Here is a 19,936-nt window from a genome sequence, read left to right as displayed (position 1 = left end):
ATTGGCTTAAAGGCCTTGTAAAGCCCGGGTTTATCTAGTAATATAGACAAGTACTTGAGTTTTGACGGGTGAACTATGCCCATCAATTCAGGTAAAACAAGGAGCTTTGATGTGAAAGGTTGCGACACACCCGGCCGCTTTGCCATGAGGGTGCGGCGGTAATTTTCACGGAGCAAGTCTCATTTTTAAAATAGACGAAGGAGGGAACACAATGGCAAAACAAAAAATTCGTATCCGTTTAAAGGCATACGAACATCGTATTTTAGATCAATCCGCAGACAAGATTGTCGAAACTGCAAAAAGAACTGGTGCCACAATTTCTGGTCCAATTCCATTACCAACAGAACGTACAATCTATACGGTTTTAAGTTCACCGCATAAATTCAAAAAGGCTCGTGAACAGTTTGAAATGCGTACACATAAGCGTTTGATCGATATCGTTAACCCAACACCAAAGACAGTTGACTCATTAATGAAGTTAGACTTACCCAGCGGTGTGGATATTGAAATTAAGCTTTAGTATTTAGATCTATATTTTAAAGAAACAAACACATTGGAGGTGTACTCATGACCAAAAAAGGAATTTTAGGAAAAAAGATTGGTATGACCCAAGTCTTTACAGACAACGGCGAGTTAGTTCCAGTTACCGTTGTTGATACAACGCCAAACGTTGTATTACAAGTTAAAACCGTTGAAAGTGATGGTTATAACGCAGTGCAATTAGGGTTCGATGACAAACGTAAAGTGCTAAGTAACAAGCCTGAACAAGGACATGTTGCAAAAGCAAATACGAATCCTAAACGGTTCATCCATGAAGTTAGAGATGTTGCATTGGACGAATTAAAAGTCGGAGATACAATTAGTGCTGACTTATTCGCTGCAGGTGATATCGTTGACGTCACTGGTACTACCAAGGGACATGGTTTCCAAGGTAATGTCAAAAAAGATGGACAACATATTGGTCCGATGGCACATGGCTCCCGTTATCATCGTCGTCCAGGTTCTCTCGGTGCTATTATTAACCGAGTATTTCCTGGAAAGAAGTTACCAGGACGTATGGGTAACAATACACGAACTATTCAAAACCTTGAAATCGTTAAGGCTGACACAGAAAACAACGTATTGTTGATTAAGGGAAATGTCCCTGGATCAAAGAGCTCATTCTTAGTTGTTAAGAATGCAGTTAAGCCACATAAAAAGTAGAAAGGAGGACTAAATTAAATGACAAGCGTATCTTTATTTAAACAAGATGGTACAAAAAATGGCGACGTTGAACTTAACTCAGACATTTTTGGTATCACACCAAACGATAATGTGATTTTTGAAGCTGTGATTATGCAACGCGCATCAATGCGCCAAGGCACACATGCTGTTAAAAACCGTAGTGCAGTTCGTGGTGGTGGAAGAAAGCCGTGGCGTCAAAAGGGAACTGGTCGAGCACGACAAGGTTCAATCCGTTCACCACAATGGCGTGGCGGTGGTATCGTCTTCGGTCCCACACCTCGTTCATATGCTTACAAGTTGCCAAAGAAAATGCGTCGTTTAGCACTGAAGTCAGTACTTTCACAAAAAGTATTGGATGACAGTTTGTTAGTTGTTGATGATTACAGCTTTGAACAACCAAAGACAAAGGCATTTGCCCAATCACTCGACAGCTTAAAAGTTTCGACGAAAGCATTATTAGTCCTTGAAGAAGATAACGAAGCAACTGCTCGTGCAGCTCGCAACCTTGAAAACATCAAAATCGTTTCACCAAGTGGTGTTAATGTATTAGATGTTATCAACAGCGATAAGCTTATTATCACTAAAAAGGCTCTTTCTCAAGTAGAGGAGGCTCTCGCATAATGGAATCACGTGATATTATTTTACGTCCAGTCGTCACTGAATCATCAATGGCTGAAATGGACAATAAACGCTATACATTCGATGTTGATACTCGTGCAACGAAGACAGAAGTTAGAAAAGCTGTTGAAGACGTTTTTGATGTTAAAGTTGTTAAAGTAAATGTTATGAATGTTAAAGGTAAATTGAAGCGTCAGGGACGTTATTCTGGTTATACTAAGAAACGTCGTAAGGCAATTGTCACTTTGTCTGCTGACTCAAAAGAAATCAAATTATTCGACGAAGAATAATTAATAAAATATAGGAGGAAAAACACGTGGGGATTAAGAAGTTTAAACCAACGACAAATGCTCGTCGTGGTATGACGCAGCTTGATTATAGCGAAATCACCAAGACGACTCCTGAAAAATCGTTACTTGAGTCTCAAAAACATACGGCCGGTCGTAATAACTCTGGTCGAATGACAGTTCGTCATCGTGGCGGTGGTAACAAGCGTCAATATCGTGTTATTGATTTCAAACGAATCAAAGATGATGTTGCTGCAACAGTTAAAGCCATTGAATACGATCCAAATCGTACTGCTAACATTGCTTTAATTGGCTATGATGATGGTGTTAAGGCATACATCATTGCACCAAAAGGATTGAAGGTTGGTGACAAAGTTCAATCTGGACCTGATGCAGATATTAAAGTTGGAAATACATTACCATTAACCAATATTCCTGTTGGTACTATTATTCACAACATCGAATTAAAGCCTGGCAAGGGTGGCCAATTGGCTCGTTCTGCTGGTGCTTCAGCTCAATTGCTTGGTAAAGAAGGAAAATATGTTCTTGTACGTTTAGCTTCATCAGAAGTTCGTATGATCTTATCTACTGGCCGTGCAACTATTGGTGCTGTTGGTAATGAAGAACATGAACTTGTTAATGTTGGTAAAGCTGGCCGTACTCGCTATGCTGGACAACGTCCACATGTTCGTGGATCTGTAATGAACCCTAACGATCATCCTCATGGTGGTGGTGAAGGTAAAGCACCAATTGGTCGTCCATCACCTCTTTCACCTTGGGGTAAGAAGACTATTGGTAAGAAGACACGTAACAAACGGAATAAATCAAATAAATTTATTGTTCGTGGTCGTAAACGCGGTCGCTTAGGTAATATTTAGTTGAAAATTTCCCTAAAGGAGGTTTCATAATGGGTCGTAGTTTAAAAAAAGGACCATTTGCAGATGAACATCTTTTGAAAAAGATCGATGCACAAAAAGATCAAGAAAAGAAATCTGTAATTAAAACATGGTCACGTCGTTCTACAATTTTCCCAAGTTTTATCGGTTATACAATTGCTGTCTATGATGGCAGAAAGCATGTCCCAGTTTATATTCAAGATGACATGGTTGGCCATAAGCTTGGCGAGTTTGTACCAACGCGTACATTCCATGGTCATGGTAATGGTACCGACGATAAAAAGACAACTGCTAAATAAGGAGGATGAATCATGGCTGAACAAGTAACATCTGCACATGCAACTGCAAAAACTGTTCGCATTGCCGCTCGTAAGGTTCGTTTAGTAGTTGATCTTATTAGAGGAAAAAGCGTCGCAGAAGCAATTGCAACTCTTAAATTTACACCAAGAGGCGCATCGCCAGTAGTAGAAAAAGTTTTAATGTCTGCTGTAGCGAATGCTGAAAATAACTTTGATTTAGATCGCGAAGATTTGGTTGTAAGTGAAGCTTATGTCAATGAAGGACCAACGTTAAAACGTTTCCGTCCACGGGCAAAAGGTTCTGCTTCACCAATCAACAAGAGAACAAGTCATATTACAGTAGTCGTATCTGAGAAATAGGAGGGAACACGCGTGGGTCAAAAAGTAAATCCAAATGGATTTCGTGTTGGTATCATCCGTGACTGGGAAGCAAAATGGTATGCTGAAAAAGATTTTGCTAACTACTTGCGTGAAGATTTACAAATTCGTAAATTCATCTCAACTAAGCTTGCCGACGCATCTGTTTCCAATGTAGAAATCGAACGTGCTGCAAATCGCGTTAACGTTTCTATCCATACCGCAAAACCAGGTATGGTCATTGGAAAAGGCGGATCCGAAGTAGAAAGCTTACGGAAACAATTAAATGAGCTTACAGGTAAACGAGTTCATATTAATATTATTGAAATTAAGAAACCTGATTTAGATGCTAAATTAGTTGGCGAAAACATTGCTGCTCAACTAGAAGGCCGTGTCGCTTTCCGTCGAGCAATGAAACAAGCAATGCAACGTACAATGCGTTCAGGCGCTAAGGGTATCAAAACCCAAGTTGCTGGACGATTAAACGGAGCAGATATGTCCCGTGTTGAGCATTACTCTGAAGGAACAGTACCTTTGCACACATTACGTGCTGACGTTGATTATGCTTGGGTCGAAGCAAGCACAACATACGGTCGTTTAGGTGTTAAAACTTGGATCTACCGTGGAGAAATCTTGCCAGAAGCAAAGAGTTCCAAAGGAAATTCTAAAGAACAAGGAGGGAAATAATCATGCTAGTACCAAAACGAGTTAAGTTCCGTCGTGTGCATCGTGGTAAGATGCGTGGTGCCGCAAAAGGCGGTAAAACTGTTACATTCGGCGATTTTGGTTTACAGGCTTTAGATTCACATTGGATCTCAAACCGTCAAATTGAAGCAGCCCGTGTTGCTATGAACCGTCACATGAAACGTGGCGGTAAAGTTTGGATCAAAATTTTCCCTCATAAGTCTTACACTTCAAAAGGTGTAGGTGTTCGTATGGGTAATGGTAAAGGTACTCCCGAAGGTTGGGTAGCACCAGTGAAACGCGAAAAAGTGATGTTTGAAGTTGGTGGTGTTGATGAAGAAACTGCACGTGAATCATTACGTCTTGCTTCAATGAAATTACCAGTAAGAACAAAGATCATCAAACGCGAGGAAGTAGGTGGCGAATCAGATGAAGGCTAAAGAAATTAATGAATTAACCACTGATGAGATGCTTAAAAAGGAGCAAGATTATAAAGATGAGCTTTTCAATTTACGTTTCCAATTGGCTACTGGTCAATTAGAAAATACAGCTCGTTTAAAGCAAGTTCGTAAGAACATTGCCCGAATCAAAACTGTTTTACGTCAAAAAGAGTTAAGTAAGTAGAAGAATACGAAGGGAGGACTTACCACATGAGTGAGGAACGTAACGCTCGTAAAGTATATCAAGGTAAAGTTATTTCCGATAAAATGGAAAAAACTATTACTGTTGAGATTAGTACTACCAAAAAACATCCTGTTTATGGCAAACGTGTTAAATATTCAAAGAAAATTAAAGCACATGATGAAAATAATGAAGCTAAAATTGGCGATGTCGTAAAAGTTATGGAAACCCGTCCGTTGTCCGCAACAAAACGTTTCCGTTTAATTGATATTGTTGAAAAAGCAGTTATTATCTAAATTTTGTTATTTAAACTCGTATTCTGATACAAAGATGGAAGGAGGACACTAACTGTGATCCAACAAGAAAGTCGTTTAAAAGTTGCTGATAATTCTGGAGCACGTGAGATTTTAGTAATTAAAGTTTTGGGTGGTTCTCGTGTTAAATTTGGTTATATTGGTGATATTATTGTTGCTACTGTCAAACAAGCAACACCAGGTGGCGTTGTCAAAAAGGGTGACGTTGTCAAGGCTGTAGTTGTTCGGACAAAAACTGGTGCACATCGTGCTGATGGCTCATACATCAAATTTGATGAAAATGCTGCAGTTTTAATTAAAGATGATAAGAGCCCACAAGGAACACGTATCTTTGGCCCCGTTGCACGTGAATTGCGTGACAAAGATTTCATGAAGATTGTTTCTTTGGCCCCTGAAGTATTGTAATTAAGGATCGGATCGAAGGAGGTGCAACACGACATGTTCGTAAAAAATGGTGACAAAGTTCGCGTAATTAGCGGCAAAGAAAAGGGCAAGGAAGGAACAATTACAAAAATCCTTGCTAAACAAAATCGCGTTGTTGTAAAAGACGTAAACAAAGTTAAAAAACATCAAAAAGCTAGCAACACTAATCCCCAAGGTGGCATTATTGATGTTGAAGCAGCAATTGATGCTTCAAACGTGATGTTAATTGATCCATCTACAAATGAACCTACTCGTGTAGGCTATAAAGTAGTAGACGGTAAAAAAGTACGTTTTGCCAAAAAATCTGGCGAAACAATCGATAAATAATTCATGAAAGGAGGAAAAATTTTTCATGTCTAACCGATTAAAAGAAAAATATGTTAAAGAAGTTACCCCAGGACTCATGAAGAAGTTTGAATATACTTCAGTTATGCAAACACCTAAGGTTGATAAAATCGTCTTGAACATGGGTGTTGGTGATGCAACAACAAATGCTAAAAACCTTGATGAGGCTGTTGAAGAATTAACTTTAATCTCTGGTCAAAAACCATTGGTTACAAAAGCTAAAAAATCAATTGCTGGTTTCCGTTTACGTGAAGGTATGTCTATTGGTGCAAAAGTTACGCTTCGTGGCGAACGTATGTATGACTTCTTAGATAAGTTAATCAACGTTTCTTTACCACGTGTTCGTGATTTCCACGGTATCAGTGCTAAAGCATTTGATGGTCGTGGTAACTATACACTTGGGGTTCGTGAACAATTAATCTTCCCTGAAATTGATTATGATAATGTTAACCATGTACGTGGTTTAGATATTGTTATCGTAACAACCGCAGAGACAGATGAAGAATCTCGTGAATTGTTGGCACAAATGGGAATGCCATTCGAAAAGTAAACGAAGGGAGCAATTAACTTGGCAAAAAAATCATTAGTTATTAAGAGTCAACGTCCTGCAAAGTATTCGACACAGAACTACACACGTTGTGAACGTTGTGGCCGTCCACACTCTGTATATCGTAAATTTCATCTTTGCCGTATTTGCCTTCGCGAATTAGCTCATGAAGGCCAAATTCCTGGCATGAAAAAAGCAAGCTGGTAAAATTATACCGGAGTAAAAGGAGGGTAAACATTAATGTCTATGACTGATCCTATTGCAGATTTCTTAACACGTATTCGTAACGCCAACATGGTGCGTCATGAATCATTGGAAGTTCCTGCATCAAAAATCAAACGAGATATTGCTGAAATTCTTAAGAATGAAGGCTTTATCAAAAATATCGAATATGTCGATGACGACAAACAAGGTATTATTCGTGTATTTCTTAAATATGGTAAAAACAAAGAACGCGTTATTACTGGCTTGAAACGTATTTCAAAACCTGGTTTACGTTCATATGTTAAAGCTGATGACGTACCTAAGGTCTTAAACGGTTTAGGTATTGCTATTATTTCAACATCTGAGGGTGTAGTCACTGATAAAGAGGCTCGTGCCAAAAAAGTCGGTGGCGAAGTTTTAGCTTACATTTGGTAAAATTTTAAAAGTAAGGAGGTGCCATTAAATTGAGTCGTATTGGTTATAAAGCTGTAGAAATTCCATCAGGCGTTGAAGTTAAAGCCGATGGTGATCAAGTAACTGTCAAAGGTCCTAAGGGTACATTAACACGTACTGTTAGCACGGAAATCACAATGACTGTTAAAGACAATGTGGTTACGTTTGACCGCCCAAGTAATGATAATAAAATGCGTGCCTTACATGGTGCAACTCGTGCCAACTTCAATAACATGGTTGACGGAGTTACAAAGGGTTACAAGAAAGAACTACAATTGGTTGGTGTTGGATATCGTGCACAACTTAAAGGTAAGACTTTAGTTTTGAACTTAGGTTATTCCAACCCTGTTGAATTAGAAACTCCTGCTGATATTGAGTTAGAAGTTCCTGACAATACACACGTTAATGTTAGTGGAATTAGCAAACAACATGTTGGCGATTTTGCTGCTGAAATTCGTGCCGTTCGTTCTCCAGAACCTTATAAAGGTAAAGGTGTTCGCTATGTTGGCGAATATGTTCGTCTTAAAGAAGGTAAAACTGGTAAGTAATGCCGCATAGGCTAATCATTAGAAAATTTTAGAGGTGAAAATTGTGATTTCAAAACCAGATAAGAATAAAACACGTCAAAAGCGTCATTTACGTGTTCGTAGCAAGATTTCTGGGACTGCAGAGTGCCCACGCTTAAATGTATATCGTTCAAATAAAAACATCTACGCTCAAGTAATTGACGACGTAGCGGGTGTAACGCTAGCAAGTGCCTCAACATTGGACAGTGAAGTTAGTGAAGGTTCAAAAGCTGAACAAGCAAGTTCTGTTGGTGCTTTAGTTGCAAAACGAGCAGCAGCAAAGAAAATCGAAAAGGTCGTTTTTGATCGTGGCGGTTACTTATACCACGGACGAGTTGAAGCATTAGCTGAAGCAGCTCGTGAAAATGGACTTAAATTCTAAGATAAGGAGGGAATACCGTACATGTCGAATTATATCGATCCAGAAAAGTTAGACTTGGAAGACCGTGTTGTTTCTATCAATCGTGTAACAAAGGTTGTTAAAGGTGGACGTCGTCTTCGTTTTGCTGCTTTAGTTGTTGTTGGCGATAAAAATGGTCACGTTGGTTTTGGTACTGGTAAGGCTCAAGAAGTTCCAGAAGCTATTCGTAAAGCCGTTGAAAATGCTACAAAGAGTTTGGTCCAGGTACCAATTATTGGCACAACCATCCCTCACGAAATCATCGGTGAGTTTGGTGGCGGACGAATTTTGTTGAAGCCTGCTGAAGAAGGTTCTGGTGTTGCAGCCGGTGGTGCTGTTCGTGCCGTTATGGAACTTGCAGGAGTTGATGATGTTACAAGTAAACGTTTAGGTTCAAATACACCTGTTAACGTTATTCGTGCAACATTTGAAGGCTTAAAAGGTTTACGTAGTGCTGAGGAAATTGCTGCTTTACGTGGCGTTTCAGCAGATCACTTGGCTGAATAAGGAGGAACAATGATGGCTCAATTAAAAATTACACTTATTAAAAGTGCGGTACATCGCCTCCCAAAGCAACGCAAAATTGTTAAAGAATTAGGTTTGGGACGGGTTAACAGCTCAGTTGTCTTACCTAATAATGAGGCGACTCGTGGTGCAATTTTCCTTATTGCCCATTTAATCGAAGTTGAAGAAGTTAAATAATTTAAATTAGTTAGGAGGTGCTGAAACTTATGAAGTTAAATGAATTAAAACCTAGCGAAGGTTCACGTCGCGAACGTAACCGTCTTGGCCGTGGAACATCATCTGGTAATGGTAAAACATCTGGTCGTGGTCAAAAGGGACAAAAAGCACGTAGCAAGGTTCGTTTGGGCTTTGAAGGTGGGCAAATGCCACTTTATCGTCGTATTCCAAAACGTGGATTTACTAACATTAACCGTAAGGAATATGCGATCGTTAATCTTAATGACTTAAACGCCTTTGATGAGGGTGCAGAAATTACACCTGAAGCACTTTTAAAGGCTGGAGCTGTTAAGAAAGCACTTAGCGGTGTTAAAGTTCTTGGTAGTGGTGAGTTATCAAAGAAACTTACAGTTAAGGCTAACAAGTTCTCAGAAAGTGCAGTAAAAGCAATTGAAGCTGCAGGCGGCAAAACTGAGGTGATTTAATGCTATCGACTATCAAAAACGCTTTTAAAGTAAAGGATATTAGAAATAAAATTCTGTTTACACTAGGTGTTTTGATTGTTTATCGTTTAGGTGCGTATATCACAGTTCCTGGGATTAACGCCAAAGCATTACAAAGTGTTGCTTCCTCCGGATTGGTTGGCATTCTAAATACATTTAGTGGTGGTGGCCTATCCAATTACTCTATTTTTGCGATGGGGGTTTCCCCATATATCACGGCTCAAATTGTTATTCAACTTTTACAAATGGACATCGTGCCCAGATTTGTAGAGTGGAGTAAACAAGGAGAGGTTGGACGTCGAAAGCTAAATCAAGCTACAAGATATTTAACTATTATCTTGGCATTTGTTCAGTCAGTCGGAATTACAGCCGGATTTAATGCTTTAAGTAGTTTAAATCTAGTCGAAAATCCAAGTGTTCAAACTTACATTACAATTGGATTGATTTTGACTGGTGGTACAATGTTAGCAACTTGGTTGGGTGATATGATTACTGACCGGGGCCTCGGAAACGGGGTTTCAATTCTAATTTTTGCCGGGATTATTGCTCGGACACCAACAAGTATGTATCAAATTTATCAAGAACAATTTGTCGATACGGCAAAAAGTGATTGGTGGAGCAGTTTCTTATTCGTTGGTGCGCTGATTATCGCAGTTTTAGTTATTGTTATATTTGTCACTTGGGTTCAACAAGCTAGTCGTCGTGTGCCAATTCAGTACACTCGCCGTGCTTCTGGAACTTCAGACAGCAGTTACTTACCGTTAAAGGTTAACGTAGCTGGTGTTATCCCTGTTATTTTTGCAAGTTCGTTTATCGCAACGCCTCAAACTATTTTGATGGCTTTTGCGAATAACCATGCGCAAGATACTTGGTACAAAGTGTTGTCAGATGTATTCAATATGCAGACAACAGATGGTGCAATTCTATATACTTTCTTGATTGTTGTATTCACATTCTTCTATGCTTTTGTTCAGGTTAATCCGGAAAAGCTGGCAGAGAATCTTCAAAAACAAGGGAGTTATATTCCTGGAGTTTGGCCTGGTCATGAGACGCAGAGTTATGTATCTCAACTTTTGATTCGTTTATCAGTTGTGGGTTCGTTATTCTTAGGATTAGTTTCACTAATTCCTTTAATTGCGCAAGACCTATGGAACTTAGATGAATCAATTGGATTAGGCGGAACGAGTTTACTAATTGTTGTTGGTGTTGCGATTGAAATTATCAGTCAAATTGATGGCTTAATGATGAAGCGTGAATACGTCGGATTTATTAGGAAACCAGAGCAAACCGATTAAAAACGGAGGGCAAAGATAATATGTCTACACTTAATCTTGTATTAATGGGATTACCTGGTGCTGGTAAAGGTACGCAAGCACAAAAAATAGTTGATGAATTTGAAATTCCTCATATTTCCACGGGTGACATTTTCCGTGCAGCAATGAAAAATGAAACTGAAATGGGACTTGAAGCAAAAAAATACATTGACCAAGGTAATTTAGTTCCTGATTCTGTTACAGACGGTATTGTGGCGGATCGTTTAGCTGAAGACGATACAAAAGTCGGCTTTATGCTGGATGGATACCCAAGAAATCTCGAGCAGGCACAGGCATTGGATTCAATGACTGCAAAGCTTAATAAGCCAATTAGTGCAGTTATCAACATTCATGTTGATGCAGATGTGCTAGTTGAACGTTTGTCAGGTCGATTCATCTGTAAGAACTGTGGTGCAACTTATCATAAGTTGTACAACAAGCCTAAGGTAGAAGGAACTTGTGACGTTTGTGGTCACCATGAATTTTACCAACGTGAAGATGATAAACCCGAAACCGTAAAAAATCGTATTGAGGTTAATACAAAGCTGAATACACCACTCATTGATTTTTATAATGATAAGAAATTATTGTATACAGTTAATGGTGATCAAGATATCAACGATGTATACCGAGAAATTCAAAAGGTATTACGAGCTATTTAATGCTTGCCTGTTCATTATTACCAGTTAATTTTGTTTGTTTGCAAATGAAATTACCTTATGGTAAACTTGTTCAGGTTTAGCTTATAGTACTTTTATGCACAATAAGCGCTTGAACGAAATGAATTTGTAAAAAAGACAGTAAAAATGGGAGGCACATTTAGTGGCAAAAGATAATGTCATTGAAATTGAAGGTAAAGTTAAAGAAACTTTACCGAACGCGATGTTTAAGGTGGAACTCGAAAACGGTCATGAGATATTGGCACATGTTTCTGGAAAAATTCGGATGCATTATATTCGTATTCTTCCAGGTGACAAAGTAACTGTGGAAATGTCACCATATGACCTTTCAAAGGGTCGTATTACCTATCGTTTCAGATAAGTTTTTAACGTTTTATTAGGAGGAATATTCATGAAAGTACGTCCATCAGTAAAACCAATGTGTGAACATTGTAAAGTAATTAAACGTAAAGGACGCGTTATGGTTATTTGCTCAGCAAATCCAAAACACAAACAACGTCAAGGAAAATAATTAAGCTGGAGGTGAAATTTAATGGCTCGTATTGCAGGTGTTGATTTACCACGTGATAAACGAATCGTGATTGCTTTAACATATATTTTTGGTATCGGAAATACAACAGCTGTCAAGATCTTAAAGGATGCAGGTGTCTCTGAAGATGTCCGTGTTCGTGATCTTGCTGCTGATGATGAAGATAAAGTTCGTGCACAAGTAGATAACTATCGTGTAGAAGGAGATCTTCGTCGTTCAGTAAGTCTTGATATCAAACGTCTTCAAGAAATCGGTTCATACCGTGGCATGCGTCATCGTCGTGGACTTCCAGTTCGTGGTCAAAACACGAAGAACAACGCACGAACTCGTAAAGGCAAAAAGGTATCAATTGCCGGTAGAAAGAAATAATAAATAAAGGAGGCTAGCATATTGGCAACCAGAAAAACTTCTCGTAAACGTCGAGTAAGAAAGAACATCGAAGCTGGAGTGGCACATATTCACTCAACTTTTAACAATACATTAGTTATGATTACAGATCCTCAAGGAAATGCTGTTGCATGGTCATCAGCAGGTTCACTTGGATTCAAAGGTAGTCGTAAGTCGACTCCATTTGCTGCCCAAATGGCTGCAGAAGCTGCAGCTAAAGCAGCTATGGAACATGGAATGAAATCCGTTGAAGTTGCTGTTAAGGGTCCTGGTTCTGGTCGTGAAGCTGCTATTCGGGCACTCCAATCCACTGGATTAGAAGTATCCGCAATTCGCGATGTCACACCAGTTCCTCATAATGGTTCTCGTCCTCCAAAGCGCCGTCGTGTATAGTGCGTCAATTTTTTGAGGGCTAACTTCATGATGCATTCAGAGTTAATATGCACAACGCGTTTTGAAAGGGGTAAAGATAAGAATGATCGAATTTGAAAAACCAAACATTCATAAAATTGATGAGAATATCAATTACGGCAAGTTTGTCGTTGAACCGCTCGAACGTGGGTACGGAACAACATTAGGCAATTCTTTGCGTCGTATTTTGTTGTCATCATTACCGGGTGCGGCGGTTACAAGCATTCAAATTGATGGCGTTCTTCATGAGTTTTCAACAATTGAAGGCGTAGTTGAAGATGTCACACAAATCATCTTAAACATTAAAAAGGTTTCTTTAAAGATCGAAAGTGATGATGAAAAATCTTTAGAGATTGATGTTAAGGGTCCTGCTACCGTCACTGCTGGTGACATTCAAGGTGACAGTGATGTTGAGATTCTTAATCCAGATCAGTATATCTGTACCGTTGCTGATGGCGTGACTTTTCATGCTATATTGACAGCTGATACGGGTCGTGGTTATGTTTCAGCTGATGAAAATAAGGCTCGCAAGGATGATATGCCAATTGGTGTGCTTCCAATCGATTCCATTTATACCCCAATCGAGCGTGTCAATTATCAAGTTGAGAACACACGTGTTGGTCAACGGGATGACTATGATAAGCTTACTTTGGATGTTTGGACCGATGGTTCCATTAGTCCTAGTGAGGCTACTAGTCTTTCAGCAAAAATTCTTACTGAACATTTGGCTCTATTTGTTAATTTAACAGATGAAGCTAAAGATGCTGAAATCATGGTCGAAAAGGAAGAAACACATAAAGAAAAAATGTTAGAGATGTCCATCGAAGAGCTTGATTTGTCAGTTCGTTCATACAATTGTTTGAAACGTGCTGGAATCAATACTGTTCAGGAATTAACTGACAAAACTGAAGCACAAATGATGAAAGTTAGAAACCTTGGGCGTAAATCCCTTGAAGAGGTTAAAGTTAAATTAACTGACCTTGGACTTTCATTACGCAATGAAGACTAATTATAAGGAGGGTTTCCATTCATGGGCTATCGTAAATTAGGTCGTACGAGTTCACAACGCAAGGCTTTACTTCGTGACTTGACCACTAACTTAATTGTTAATGAAAAGATCGTTACAACTGAAGCACGCGCAAAAGAAGTTCGTTCAACTACTGATAAAATGATTACATTAAGCAAACGCGGTGATTTACATGCACGTCGTCAGGCTGCTGCTTTTCTTCGCAATGTAGTTGCTGATGTTTCTGAAGATGCTGACGAGGTTAAAGTTACTTCTGCACTTCAAAAATTGTTTGATGATTTAGCTACTCGTTATGCTGACCGTAATGGTGGGTATACACGAATTCTTAAGACAATGCCTCGCCGCGGAGACGCTGCACCAATGGTTATCTTGGAATTTGTTGACTAAATATTCAATCGAATATTTAATTTTTTAAATTAACAAATTTATCACTAGAAGTTGTGGTAGGGTGTAATGATGTTGGAATTTATTCCGAGTCTAGCCCACGGTTAATACGTTGTATTAACTATCACTTCTTTTCAGTGATTTTTTTGTATCTACATAAAAGCATAAGTATACTGGTTAGTGCGTTTGGGTATGTTAAAATAGAAAAAATACCTATCAAAGGAATGTTCTCGGATGAATGAAGTGATTAAAGTTGCACACTTAACATATGCATATTCTAAAAATAGTCAACCTGCTTTAGATGACGTCTCTTTTACGATTTCAAGCGGTGAGTGGGTAGCGATCGTTGGTCATAACGGCAGTGGGAAAAGTACACTAGCTCAAGCGTTGGACGGACTGATTGATTTTAAACAAGGACAAATTTGGGTTGAAGGTACTGAACTCGCAGAAGAAAGTGTTTGGGAAGTTCGTAACAAAATTGGCATGATCTTTCAGAATCCGGATAATCAATTCGTGGGGGCCACTGTGGAAGACGATGTGGCCTTTGGTCTGGAAAACATGGCGATTCCGCATGATGAAATGCACGAACGCGTGATGCAGGCACTAGAAGAAGTTCAGATGAGCGAGTTTCGTCACAAACAACCTGATCAGTTATCTGGAGGGCAAAAACAGCGAGTGGCACTTGCCGGAGTGATCGCCATGCAGCCTAAAATTATTATTTTGGACGAAGCAACCAGTATGTTGGATCCAGTGGGTCGGCGAGAAATTATAAACGTGATTCGTAAATTAAAGAAACGTTTGGGAATCACCGTGTTGTCCATTACCCATGAAATGGATGAAACAACCGATGCGGACAAGGTCATTGTTTTAAACGATGGTAAAGTAATTCGTACAGGTACTCCGGAAACTATCTATAACCATAGTGAGCTGTTATTGCAGTTGGGATTAGATGTTCCTTATTCCCAGAGATTAAAAAGGGAGTTAAAGCAGCGTCAGGTGAAAACGCCGGAAGCTTATTTTGATGAGAAAGGAATGGTGGACTGGTTATGGCAATCACTTTTAAAGAAGTAACTTACACCTATTCGCCTGATACGCCTTTTGAATTTGAAGCTTTGAAAAATATCTCCACAAAAATTGAGGATAATTCGGTTACTGCGATAATTGGACACACAGGAAGCGGCAAATCGACGCTCCTGCAGCATTTAAATGCGCTTTTGAAACCTACTGGTGGTACGGTCCTGATCGGTGATACTGCGATCACTTCTGAAACCAGTAACAAGAATCTGAAGCCGTTAAGAAAAAAAGTGGGCATTGTATTTCAGTTTCCTGAAAAACAGCTTTTTGCGGAGACGGTAGAAAAAGATATTGCTTTTGGACCAGAAAATTTTGGTAATACCACTGAAGAAGCAAGCCAAGTTGCTAAAAGAATGGCTGGATTAGTAGGGTTGCCTGCAGAGGTGCTTTCCCGATCACCTTTCGAATTATCAGGTGGTCAAATGCGACGCGTTGCGATTGCGGGTGTCTTAGCTATGCAGCCCGAAGTTCTGGTGCTTGATGAACCCACGGCAGGCTTAGATCCCAGGGGCCGTCGTGAAATTATGCAGCTTTTTACGAAACTTCAAAACACGCAAAAATTTACCATTGTTTTGGTTACTCATCAAATGGAAGATGTCGCTAATTATGCAGATCATGTGATTGTGATGGAGGCCGGGAAGATTGTTAAAGAAGGCAGTCCACGAACTGTTTTTGCCGATGTCGAATGGCTACATGAAAAACAATTGGATGTGCCAGCTAGTACCGAATTTGCCTTTGAAATGCAGAAACGCGGCTTTCATTTCACCCAGTTTCCGTTAACGGAGTCGGAGTTGGCTGATGACATAGCCGATTTGTTTAAGAAGAGAGGCCAAACGCATGAATAAAATCCTATTTGGTCGTTATATTCCGCTAGACTCTTTTGTACATCGCATGGATCCCCGGTCAAAACTAGTTCTAAGCTTCCTATACGTGATTGTTATTTTTTTTGCGAATAGTTGGTGGATTTACTTATTAATGACAATCGTGGCGTTTCTAAGTATTCTAGCTTCCAAAATTAATTTTAAACTTTTTGTTGAGGGAATAATGCCCCTGCTTTGGATTATTGCCTTCACTATAGTTATTCAAATATTTTTCGGTACCGGTGGTCATTTATATTGGCAGTGGGGGATTTTTTCCATTACGAGTTTGGGAATTTTAAATGCGGCATACATTTTTGTCCGTTTTACACTGATTATTTTAATTTCAACCCTTTTGACACTTTCTACTTCACCAATTCAGATTTCTGATGCCCTAGAATCTTTGTTGATGCCGCTTCGAAAGATACATTTTCCTGTTTATGAAGTCGCGTTGATGCTTTCGATTGCCTTACGGTTCGTACCGACGTTGATGGATGAAACGGAAACAATTATGAATGCGCAGCGAGCCCGAGGTGTTGATTTTGGGACAGGCAACATTGTGCAACGTTTAAAGAAAATTATTCCCATCCTGATTCCACTATTTGTGAGCGCGTTTAATCGGGCCGAGGATCTTGCCACCGCGATGGAAGCACGTGGCTACCAAGGAGGAACGGGAAGAACTAAGTATCGCCAATTAAAATGGGGGAATCGTGATACGATTGCGAGTTTAGTCTATTTATTAATGACGGCGAGTGTATTCGCGCTACGATTACTTTAAGGAGATTTTTATGTATCGTTATAAAATTACGATTGCCTATGATGGCACCAATTTTGCAGGCTTTCAAAAACAACCAAAACAGCGCACGGTGGAAGAAACTTTGGAACGAGCTGTAAATAAAATTGCTAAAAAACCGGCCAAATTAATCAAAGTGTATGGATCTGGTAGAACGGACGCGGGCGTTCATGCCTTGGGTCAAGTTGTTCATTTCGATATTCCTTTTTCTTTGTCTGATAACGCCATGCTCCACGCCTTGAATAGTATTTTGCCATTGGATATTGAGGTGTTAGAAGCTCAGCAAGTAACCTCAGAGTTTCATGCTCGCTATGGAACACAAGGAAAAAGATATCGGTATCGCTTGGCGTTAGGTGAGTTTGTCGATCCATTTAAACGCAATTATACGGCTCACTGGAAGTTTCCACTAGACCTGCAGGCCATTCAGACGGCGTTACCAGATTTGATTGGTGAGCACGATTTTTCAAGCTTTTGTGCTGCTGGTGGGCACACAAAGACAAATATTCGGGAAATTTATGAAGCAACTGCGGTTTACGATGAAGCGCAAAATGAAATTGTTTTTGAATTTTATGGAAGTGGATTTCTTTATAATATGGTCCGGATTATGGTGGCGGTCCTAATTGAAATTGGGAGTGGCAAACGCCCGGAACATGATATTATTCGGCTCCTTAAGGTGAAAAATCGTGATCAGGCGCGTGTAACTGCCCCAGCAAGTGGTCTTTATTTAAAAAAAGTCTATTATCCAAAGAATTTTGGTAAATGATTATTGACTTTAGTGGTGTAAATTAGTAAAATTAAATTTGGTATTGTTTACCTCCACAAATAGGCCCCGGAAACTTATTTAAAGTTGAGTTAAACAAAACAGAAATTGGAGGAATTACAAGTGCGTACAACATATTTAGCAAAACCAGGCGAGGTAGATCGCAAATGGTACGTAGTAGATGCTACAGACATTCCTTTGGGACGTCTAGCAAGTACAGTTGCATCTATTTTACGCGGTAAAAACAAACCAACATTCACACCTAACGTTGATACAGGTGACTTTGTCATTGTTGTGAATGCAGCAAACATCAAATTAACAGGTCGTAAAGCAACACGTAAATTCTATTATCACCATTCTAATCACCCAGGTGGTTTAAAAACCAAGACTGCTGGTGAAGTTCGTGATAAGACTCCTGAAAGATTAATTGAGATGTCAGTTAAAGGGATGCTTCCTCATAACTCTCTTGGTCATAAAATGGGACTCAAATTACATGTCTACGCTGGCGAAGATCATGATCATCAAGCTCAACAACCTGAAAAGCTTGATATCACAAACTTAATTTAAGGAGGAAACGAATTTTGGCAGAAGCACAATATCGCGGCACTGGTCGCCGTAAAAACTCTGTTGCCCGTGTACGTCTTGTACCCGGAACAGGCAAAATTACTGTAAATGATAAAGCAATTGAAGATTACATCCCATTTGCTAACTTGCGTCAAGTTGTTATCCAACCATTCGAAGTTACAGAAACAACAGGTACTTATGATGTTCTTGTAAACGTTAATGGTGGTGGTTTCTCTGGACAATCAGGTGCTATTCGTCATGGAATCGCACGTGCATTGCTCGATGTAGATCCTGACTTCCGTACACCTTTAAAACGTGCTGGTCTCTTAACTCGTGACCCTCGTATGAAGGAACGTAAGAAATACGGTCTTAAAAAGGCTCGTAAAGCAGGACAGTTCTCAAAACGTTAAAATTTATTTTTTCAATGTTTCAAACACTTCTTCTGGCGGAGAAGTGTTTTTTTGTATAAAAAAGCAAGGTAGAAATCACAATGTTTGTTGTTTTAACGGATGTGACTAGTTAAAACTTCAAATTAGATTTCTACCTTGCTTTTTAATTTATTTATTTGTTGATTCGTTTGTAATTTTCATCAAAGTATTTTCCTGCGCGGATCTCATCAGGCAACTCTTTGTAAGGAGCCTCACTGATTACATCGTCATTGTTTTGACCAGCATCACCAGTATAAGTAATCTGAGCAAATTCAGGAACTACCATCTTTGGATAAGTTTCATATTTTTCGCGAGCAGCTTCCATAACGTCAATATGGTCGTTTTGGAAAGTTACAGTAATTTCTGGATGTTCTTGAACCCATTTTGGAAAGAAGATTGTTCCGTTGACTTTCTTGTCATTTGGCATAAAGTCCAAAGCTACATCGGTACCGGTTGGTTCTGTCCAAGAAACCTTATAGATCCCAGGAACTAGCATCACAATGTTAGCTTCTTGATCTTTTACCCAGCGGCCAGCAACCATTCCGCCGTGAATGCGGTAGTCAACTGTATGATCGTTTTTAGCGTACCACTCGTATTCCCAACCGTTATCGTATGTGTAAATAAAATGTGTTCCCAAAAAATCGTCTAGTGTCTTAAATGTTTTTGCCATTCTAATAATTCCTCCTAATGTGTAATTAATTACATGTTTTAATCAACTTGGTTATGTTACAATTTTTTTAACGAAACGTCAAGGAGGAAGATTCGATGGCTCAAAAAAATCGCCTGAAATATGTATTATTAGGATTATTAAAAAGTAAAAAACAAACTGGTTATGATCTTGCAAAATCCTTTGATTCGGACATTGGTGAGTTTTGGAATGCAAATCACAGTCAAATTTATCCCCTCTTAAAACGGATGGAAGATGATGCGCTGATCGGTCATGAATCAATGACGGTGGGCCAGAAGCTTCACAAAAAACAGTATTTTATTACCAGTGCGGGACAAGAGATTTTCAACGCTTGGTTAAAAAGTCCTTCTGAATTGGATAACACGCACGACGAATTTATTTTGAAGTTGTTTTTTATTGATGATGCGCAATCGCCGTTGTTAAAACCCATGATTGCAACTCAGCAAAAGTATCACGAAGATAAATTAAAACAATTAACTAGCCAATTTAAACAAAAGTTTTCTACACAAGAAAAGATTGATCAAAGTTTTGGGCATTCTTTGGTTCTCCGCCACGCAATTGATCGAGAACAAGGTTACAGTAGGTGGCTTGAAGAAATGTTGACACTAATTTAGAAAAT

Annotated in this window: 37 protein-coding genes; 36 read left to right on the top strand and 1 reads right to left on the bottom strand. The window is 39.3% G+C overall.

What is annotated here, in order from left to right; all coding sequences use genetic code 11:
- Nucleotides 1-211 precede the first annotated feature (211 nt).
- From rpsJ to rpsI, 35 genes are all read left to right on the top strand, one after another.
- Nucleotides 212-520: a 30S ribosomal protein S10 gene (gene rpsJ / locus ACLHK8_RS03850; RefSeq protein ID WP_046871293.1), complete on the top strand. Its 309-nt coding sequence runs from the start codon at nt 212-214 to the stop codon at nt 518-520.
- Between the two features lie 47 nt (nt 521-567).
- Entirely contained in the window at nt 568-1,203 is a 636-nt protein-coding gene (gene rplC / locus ACLHK8_RS03845) for a 50S ribosomal protein L3 (protein ID WP_057771859.1), read from the top strand.
- Nucleotides 1,204-1,221: 18 nt separating this feature from the next.
- Nucleotides 1,222-1,845 carry a 50S ribosomal protein L4 gene (rplD, locus tag ACLHK8_RS03840; RefSeq protein WP_057771860.1) on the top strand — a complete coding sequence of 208 codons (624 nt, stop codon included), beginning with the start codon at nt 1,222-1,224 and terminating at the stop codon, nt 1,843-1,845.
- Entirely contained in the window at nt 1,845-2,132 is a 288-nt protein-coding gene (gene rplW, locus ACLHK8_RS03835; protein ID WP_057771863.1) for a 50S ribosomal protein L23, read from the top strand. Before rplD ends, rplW begins: the two co-directional genes overlap by 1 nt.
- Nucleotides 2,133-2,158: 26 nt before the next feature.
- Complete coding sequence (gene rplB, locus ACLHK8_RS03830; protein ID WP_057771865.1) at nt 2,159-3,007, top strand: 50S ribosomal protein L2; 849 nt, start codon at nt 2,159-2,161, stop codon at nt 3,005-3,007.
- Nucleotides 3,008-3,036: 29 nt separating this feature from the next.
- Entirely contained in the window at nt 3,037-3,324 is a 288-nt protein-coding gene (gene rpsS / locus ACLHK8_RS03825) for a 30S ribosomal protein S19 (RefSeq protein ID WP_057771867.1), read from the top strand.
- Nucleotides 3,325-3,336: 12 nt separating this feature from the next.
- Complete coding sequence (rplV, locus tag ACLHK8_RS03820) at nt 3,337-3,684, top strand: 50S ribosomal protein L22 (RefSeq protein ID WP_057751157.1); 348 nt, start codon at nt 3,337-3,339, stop codon at nt 3,682-3,684.
- Between the two features lie 12 nt (nt 3,685-3,696).
- Complete coding sequence (gene rpsC / locus ACLHK8_RS03815; protein ID WP_057771869.1) at nt 3,697-4,368, top strand: 30S ribosomal protein S3; 672 nt, start codon at nt 3,697-3,699, stop codon at nt 4,366-4,368.
- Between the two features lie 2 nt (nt 4,369-4,370).
- Nucleotides 4,371-4,805: a 50S ribosomal protein L16 gene (gene rplP / locus ACLHK8_RS03810; protein WP_057771871.1), complete on the top strand. Its 435-nt coding sequence runs from the start codon at nt 4,371-4,373 to the stop codon at nt 4,803-4,805.
- Nucleotides 4,795-4,989, top strand: coding sequence for a 50S ribosomal protein L29 (gene rpmC / locus ACLHK8_RS03805; RefSeq protein WP_046871302.1), 195 nt, complete (start codon nt 4,795-4,797; stop codon nt 4,987-4,989). The genes rplP and rpmC overlap by 11 nt, the downstream gene beginning before the upstream one ends.
- Nucleotides 4,990-5,015: 26 nt before the next feature.
- Complete coding sequence (rpsQ, locus tag ACLHK8_RS03800) at nt 5,016-5,282, top strand: 30S ribosomal protein S17 (protein ID WP_057771873.1); 267 nt, start codon at nt 5,016-5,018, stop codon at nt 5,280-5,282.
- A 54-nt stretch (nt 5,283-5,336) separates the two neighbouring features.
- The gene (gene rplN / locus ACLHK8_RS03795; protein ID WP_057771875.1) at nt 5,337-5,705 is read left to right on the top strand and encodes a 50S ribosomal protein L14; all 369 of its coding nucleotides are present in this window, start codon (nt 5,337-5,339) and stop codon (nt 5,703-5,705) included.
- 33 nt (nt 5,706-5,738) lie between these two features.
- Nucleotides 5,739-6,050 (top strand): 50S ribosomal protein L24, encoded by a 312-nt coding sequence (rplX, locus tag ACLHK8_RS03790; RefSeq protein ID WP_057771877.1) that lies wholly within the window; start codon nt 5,739-5,741, stop codon nt 6,048-6,050.
- A 25-nt stretch (nt 6,051-6,075) separates the two neighbouring features.
- The gene (gene rplE, locus ACLHK8_RS03785; protein WP_057771880.1) at nt 6,076-6,618 is read left to right on the top strand and encodes a 50S ribosomal protein L5; all 543 of its coding nucleotides are present in this window, start codon (nt 6,076-6,078) and stop codon (nt 6,616-6,618) included.
- Between the two features lie 18 nt (nt 6,619-6,636).
- On the top strand, nt 6,637-6,822 hold the full coding sequence (locus ACLHK8_RS03780; RefSeq protein ID WP_074693903.1) for a type Z 30S ribosomal protein S14: 186 nt from the start codon (nt 6,637-6,639) through the stop codon (nt 6,820-6,822).
- A gap of 33 nt (nt 6,823-6,855) precedes the next feature.
- Nucleotides 6,856-7,254: a 30S ribosomal protein S8 gene (gene rpsH / locus ACLHK8_RS03775; RefSeq protein ID WP_434520417.1), complete on the top strand. Its 399-nt coding sequence runs from the start codon at nt 6,856-6,858 to the stop codon at nt 7,252-7,254.
- A gap of 29 nt (nt 7,255-7,283) precedes the next feature.
- Entirely contained in the window at nt 7,284-7,820 is a 537-nt protein-coding gene (gene rplF, locus ACLHK8_RS03770) for a 50S ribosomal protein L6 (RefSeq protein ID WP_057771883.1), read from the top strand.
- Nucleotides 7,821-7,854: 34 nt separating this feature from the next.
- Nucleotides 7,855-8,220: a 50S ribosomal protein L18 gene (gene rplR / locus ACLHK8_RS03765; RefSeq protein WP_057771885.1), complete on the top strand. Its 366-nt coding sequence runs from the start codon at nt 7,855-7,857 to the stop codon at nt 8,218-8,220.
- A 21-nt stretch (nt 8,221-8,241) separates the two neighbouring features.
- Complete coding sequence (gene rpsE / locus ACLHK8_RS03760) at nt 8,242-8,745, top strand: 30S ribosomal protein S5 (protein WP_057771887.1); 504 nt, start codon at nt 8,242-8,244, stop codon at nt 8,743-8,745.
- Between the two features lie 12 nt (nt 8,746-8,757).
- Nucleotides 8,758-8,940, top strand: coding sequence for a 50S ribosomal protein L30 (gene rpmD / locus ACLHK8_RS03755; RefSeq protein ID WP_046871311.1), 183 nt, complete (start codon nt 8,758-8,760; stop codon nt 8,938-8,940).
- Between the two features lie 29 nt (nt 8,941-8,969).
- Nucleotides 8,970-9,404, top strand: coding sequence for a 50S ribosomal protein L15 (gene rplO / locus ACLHK8_RS03750; protein ID WP_057771889.1), 435 nt, complete (start codon nt 8,970-8,972; stop codon nt 9,402-9,404).
- Nucleotides 9,404-10,717 (top strand): preprotein translocase subunit SecY, encoded by a 1,314-nt coding sequence (gene secY / locus ACLHK8_RS03745; protein WP_434520416.1) that lies wholly within the window; start codon nt 9,404-9,406, stop codon nt 10,715-10,717. Before rplO ends, secY begins: the two co-directional genes overlap by 1 nt.
- Nucleotides 10,718-10,737: 20 nt before the next feature.
- Nucleotides 10,738-11,397, top strand: coding sequence for an adenylate kinase (locus tag ACLHK8_RS03740; RefSeq protein WP_057771893.1), 660 nt, complete (start codon nt 10,738-10,740; stop codon nt 11,395-11,397).
- A 160-nt stretch (nt 11,398-11,557) separates the two neighbouring features.
- Nucleotides 11,558-11,776 (top strand): translation initiation factor IF-1, encoded by a 219-nt coding sequence (gene infA / locus ACLHK8_RS03735; RefSeq protein ID WP_057771895.1) that lies wholly within the window; start codon nt 11,558-11,560, stop codon nt 11,774-11,776.
- Nucleotides 11,777-11,806: 30 nt separating this feature from the next.
- Nucleotides 11,807-11,926, top strand: coding sequence for a 50S ribosomal protein L36 (rpmJ, locus tag ACLHK8_RS03730; RefSeq protein ID WP_011668476.1), 120 nt, complete (start codon nt 11,807-11,809; stop codon nt 11,924-11,926).
- Between the two features lie 21 nt (nt 11,927-11,947).
- Nucleotides 11,948-12,313 carry a 30S ribosomal protein S13 gene (gene rpsM, locus ACLHK8_RS03725; RefSeq protein WP_057771897.1) on the top strand — a complete coding sequence of 122 codons (366 nt, stop codon included), beginning with the start codon at nt 11,948-11,950 and terminating at the stop codon, nt 12,311-12,313.
- Nucleotides 12,314-12,334: 21 nt separating this feature from the next.
- Nucleotides 12,335-12,724, top strand: coding sequence for a 30S ribosomal protein S11 (rpsK, locus tag ACLHK8_RS03720; RefSeq protein WP_057771899.1), 390 nt, complete (start codon nt 12,335-12,337; stop codon nt 12,722-12,724).
- An 82-nt stretch (nt 12,725-12,806) separates the two neighbouring features.
- Nucleotides 12,807-13,751, top strand: coding sequence for a DNA-directed RNA polymerase subunit alpha (locus ACLHK8_RS03715; protein WP_063698132.1), 945 nt, complete (start codon nt 12,807-12,809; stop codon nt 13,749-13,751).
- A 21-nt stretch (nt 13,752-13,772) separates the two neighbouring features.
- Nucleotides 13,773-14,156, top strand: coding sequence for a 50S ribosomal protein L17 (rplQ, locus tag ACLHK8_RS03710; RefSeq protein WP_057771904.1), 384 nt, complete (start codon nt 13,773-13,775; stop codon nt 14,154-14,156).
- A gap of 231 nt (nt 14,157-14,387) precedes the next feature.
- Nucleotides 14,388-15,224 (top strand): energy-coupling factor ABC transporter ATP-binding protein, encoded by an 837-nt coding sequence (locus ACLHK8_RS03705; protein WP_057771906.1) that lies wholly within the window; start codon nt 14,388-14,390, stop codon nt 15,222-15,224.
- Nucleotides 15,200-16,072: an energy-coupling factor ABC transporter ATP-binding protein gene (locus tag ACLHK8_RS03700; RefSeq protein WP_057771907.1), complete on the top strand. Its 873-nt coding sequence runs from the start codon at nt 15,200-15,202 to the stop codon at nt 16,070-16,072. The genes ACLHK8_RS03705 and ACLHK8_RS03700 overlap by 25 nt, the downstream gene beginning before the upstream one ends.
- Nucleotides 16,065-16,862 carry an energy-coupling factor transporter transmembrane component T family protein gene (locus tag ACLHK8_RS03695; RefSeq protein ID WP_320531911.1) on the top strand — a complete coding sequence of 266 codons (798 nt, stop codon included), beginning with the start codon at nt 16,065-16,067 and terminating at the stop codon, nt 16,860-16,862. Before ACLHK8_RS03700 ends, ACLHK8_RS03695 begins: the two co-directional genes overlap by 8 nt.
- 10 nt (nt 16,863-16,872) lie before the next feature.
- Entirely contained in the window at nt 16,873-17,640 is a 768-nt protein-coding gene (gene truA, locus ACLHK8_RS03690; RefSeq protein WP_320531910.1) for a tRNA pseudouridine(38-40) synthase TruA, read from the top strand.
- A 120-nt stretch (nt 17,641-17,760) separates the two neighbouring features.
- Nucleotides 17,761-18,204, top strand: coding sequence for a 50S ribosomal protein L13 (rplM, locus tag ACLHK8_RS03685; RefSeq protein WP_057771912.1), 444 nt, complete (start codon nt 17,761-17,763; stop codon nt 18,202-18,204).
- Between the two features lie 14 nt (nt 18,205-18,218).
- On the top strand, nt 18,219-18,611 hold the full coding sequence (gene rpsI / locus ACLHK8_RS03680; RefSeq protein ID WP_057771913.1) for a 30S ribosomal protein S9: 393 nt from the start codon (nt 18,219-18,221) through the stop codon (nt 18,609-18,611).
- Between the two features lie 151 nt (nt 18,612-18,762).
- Here the strand turns inward: rpsI and ACLHK8_RS03675 are convergent, their stop codons facing one another.
- Nucleotides 18,763-19,299: a phenolic acid decarboxylase gene (locus ACLHK8_RS03675; RefSeq protein WP_320531909.1), complete on the bottom strand. Its 537-nt coding sequence runs from the start codon at nt 19,297-19,299 to the stop codon at nt 18,763-18,765.
- A 95-nt stretch (nt 19,300-19,394) separates the two neighbouring features.
- On the opposite strand from ACLHK8_RS03675, the gene ACLHK8_RS03670 reads away from it, so the two are divergent.
- On the top strand, nt 19,395-19,931 hold the full coding sequence (locus ACLHK8_RS03670) for a PadR family transcriptional regulator (RefSeq protein ID WP_063698127.1): 537 nt from the start codon (nt 19,395-19,397) through the stop codon (nt 19,929-19,931).
- Nucleotides 19,932-19,936 lie beyond the last annotated feature (5 nt).

It is taken from the genome of Pediococcus sp. M21F004, assembly GCF_051122535.1.
Classification (GTDB): domain Bacteria; phylum Bacillota; class Bacilli; order Lactobacillales; family Lactobacillaceae; genus Pediococcus; species Pediococcus inopinatus.
Note: the sequence above shows the minus strand (reverse complement) of the source record. Positions and strands in the feature narration are given on the sequence as shown.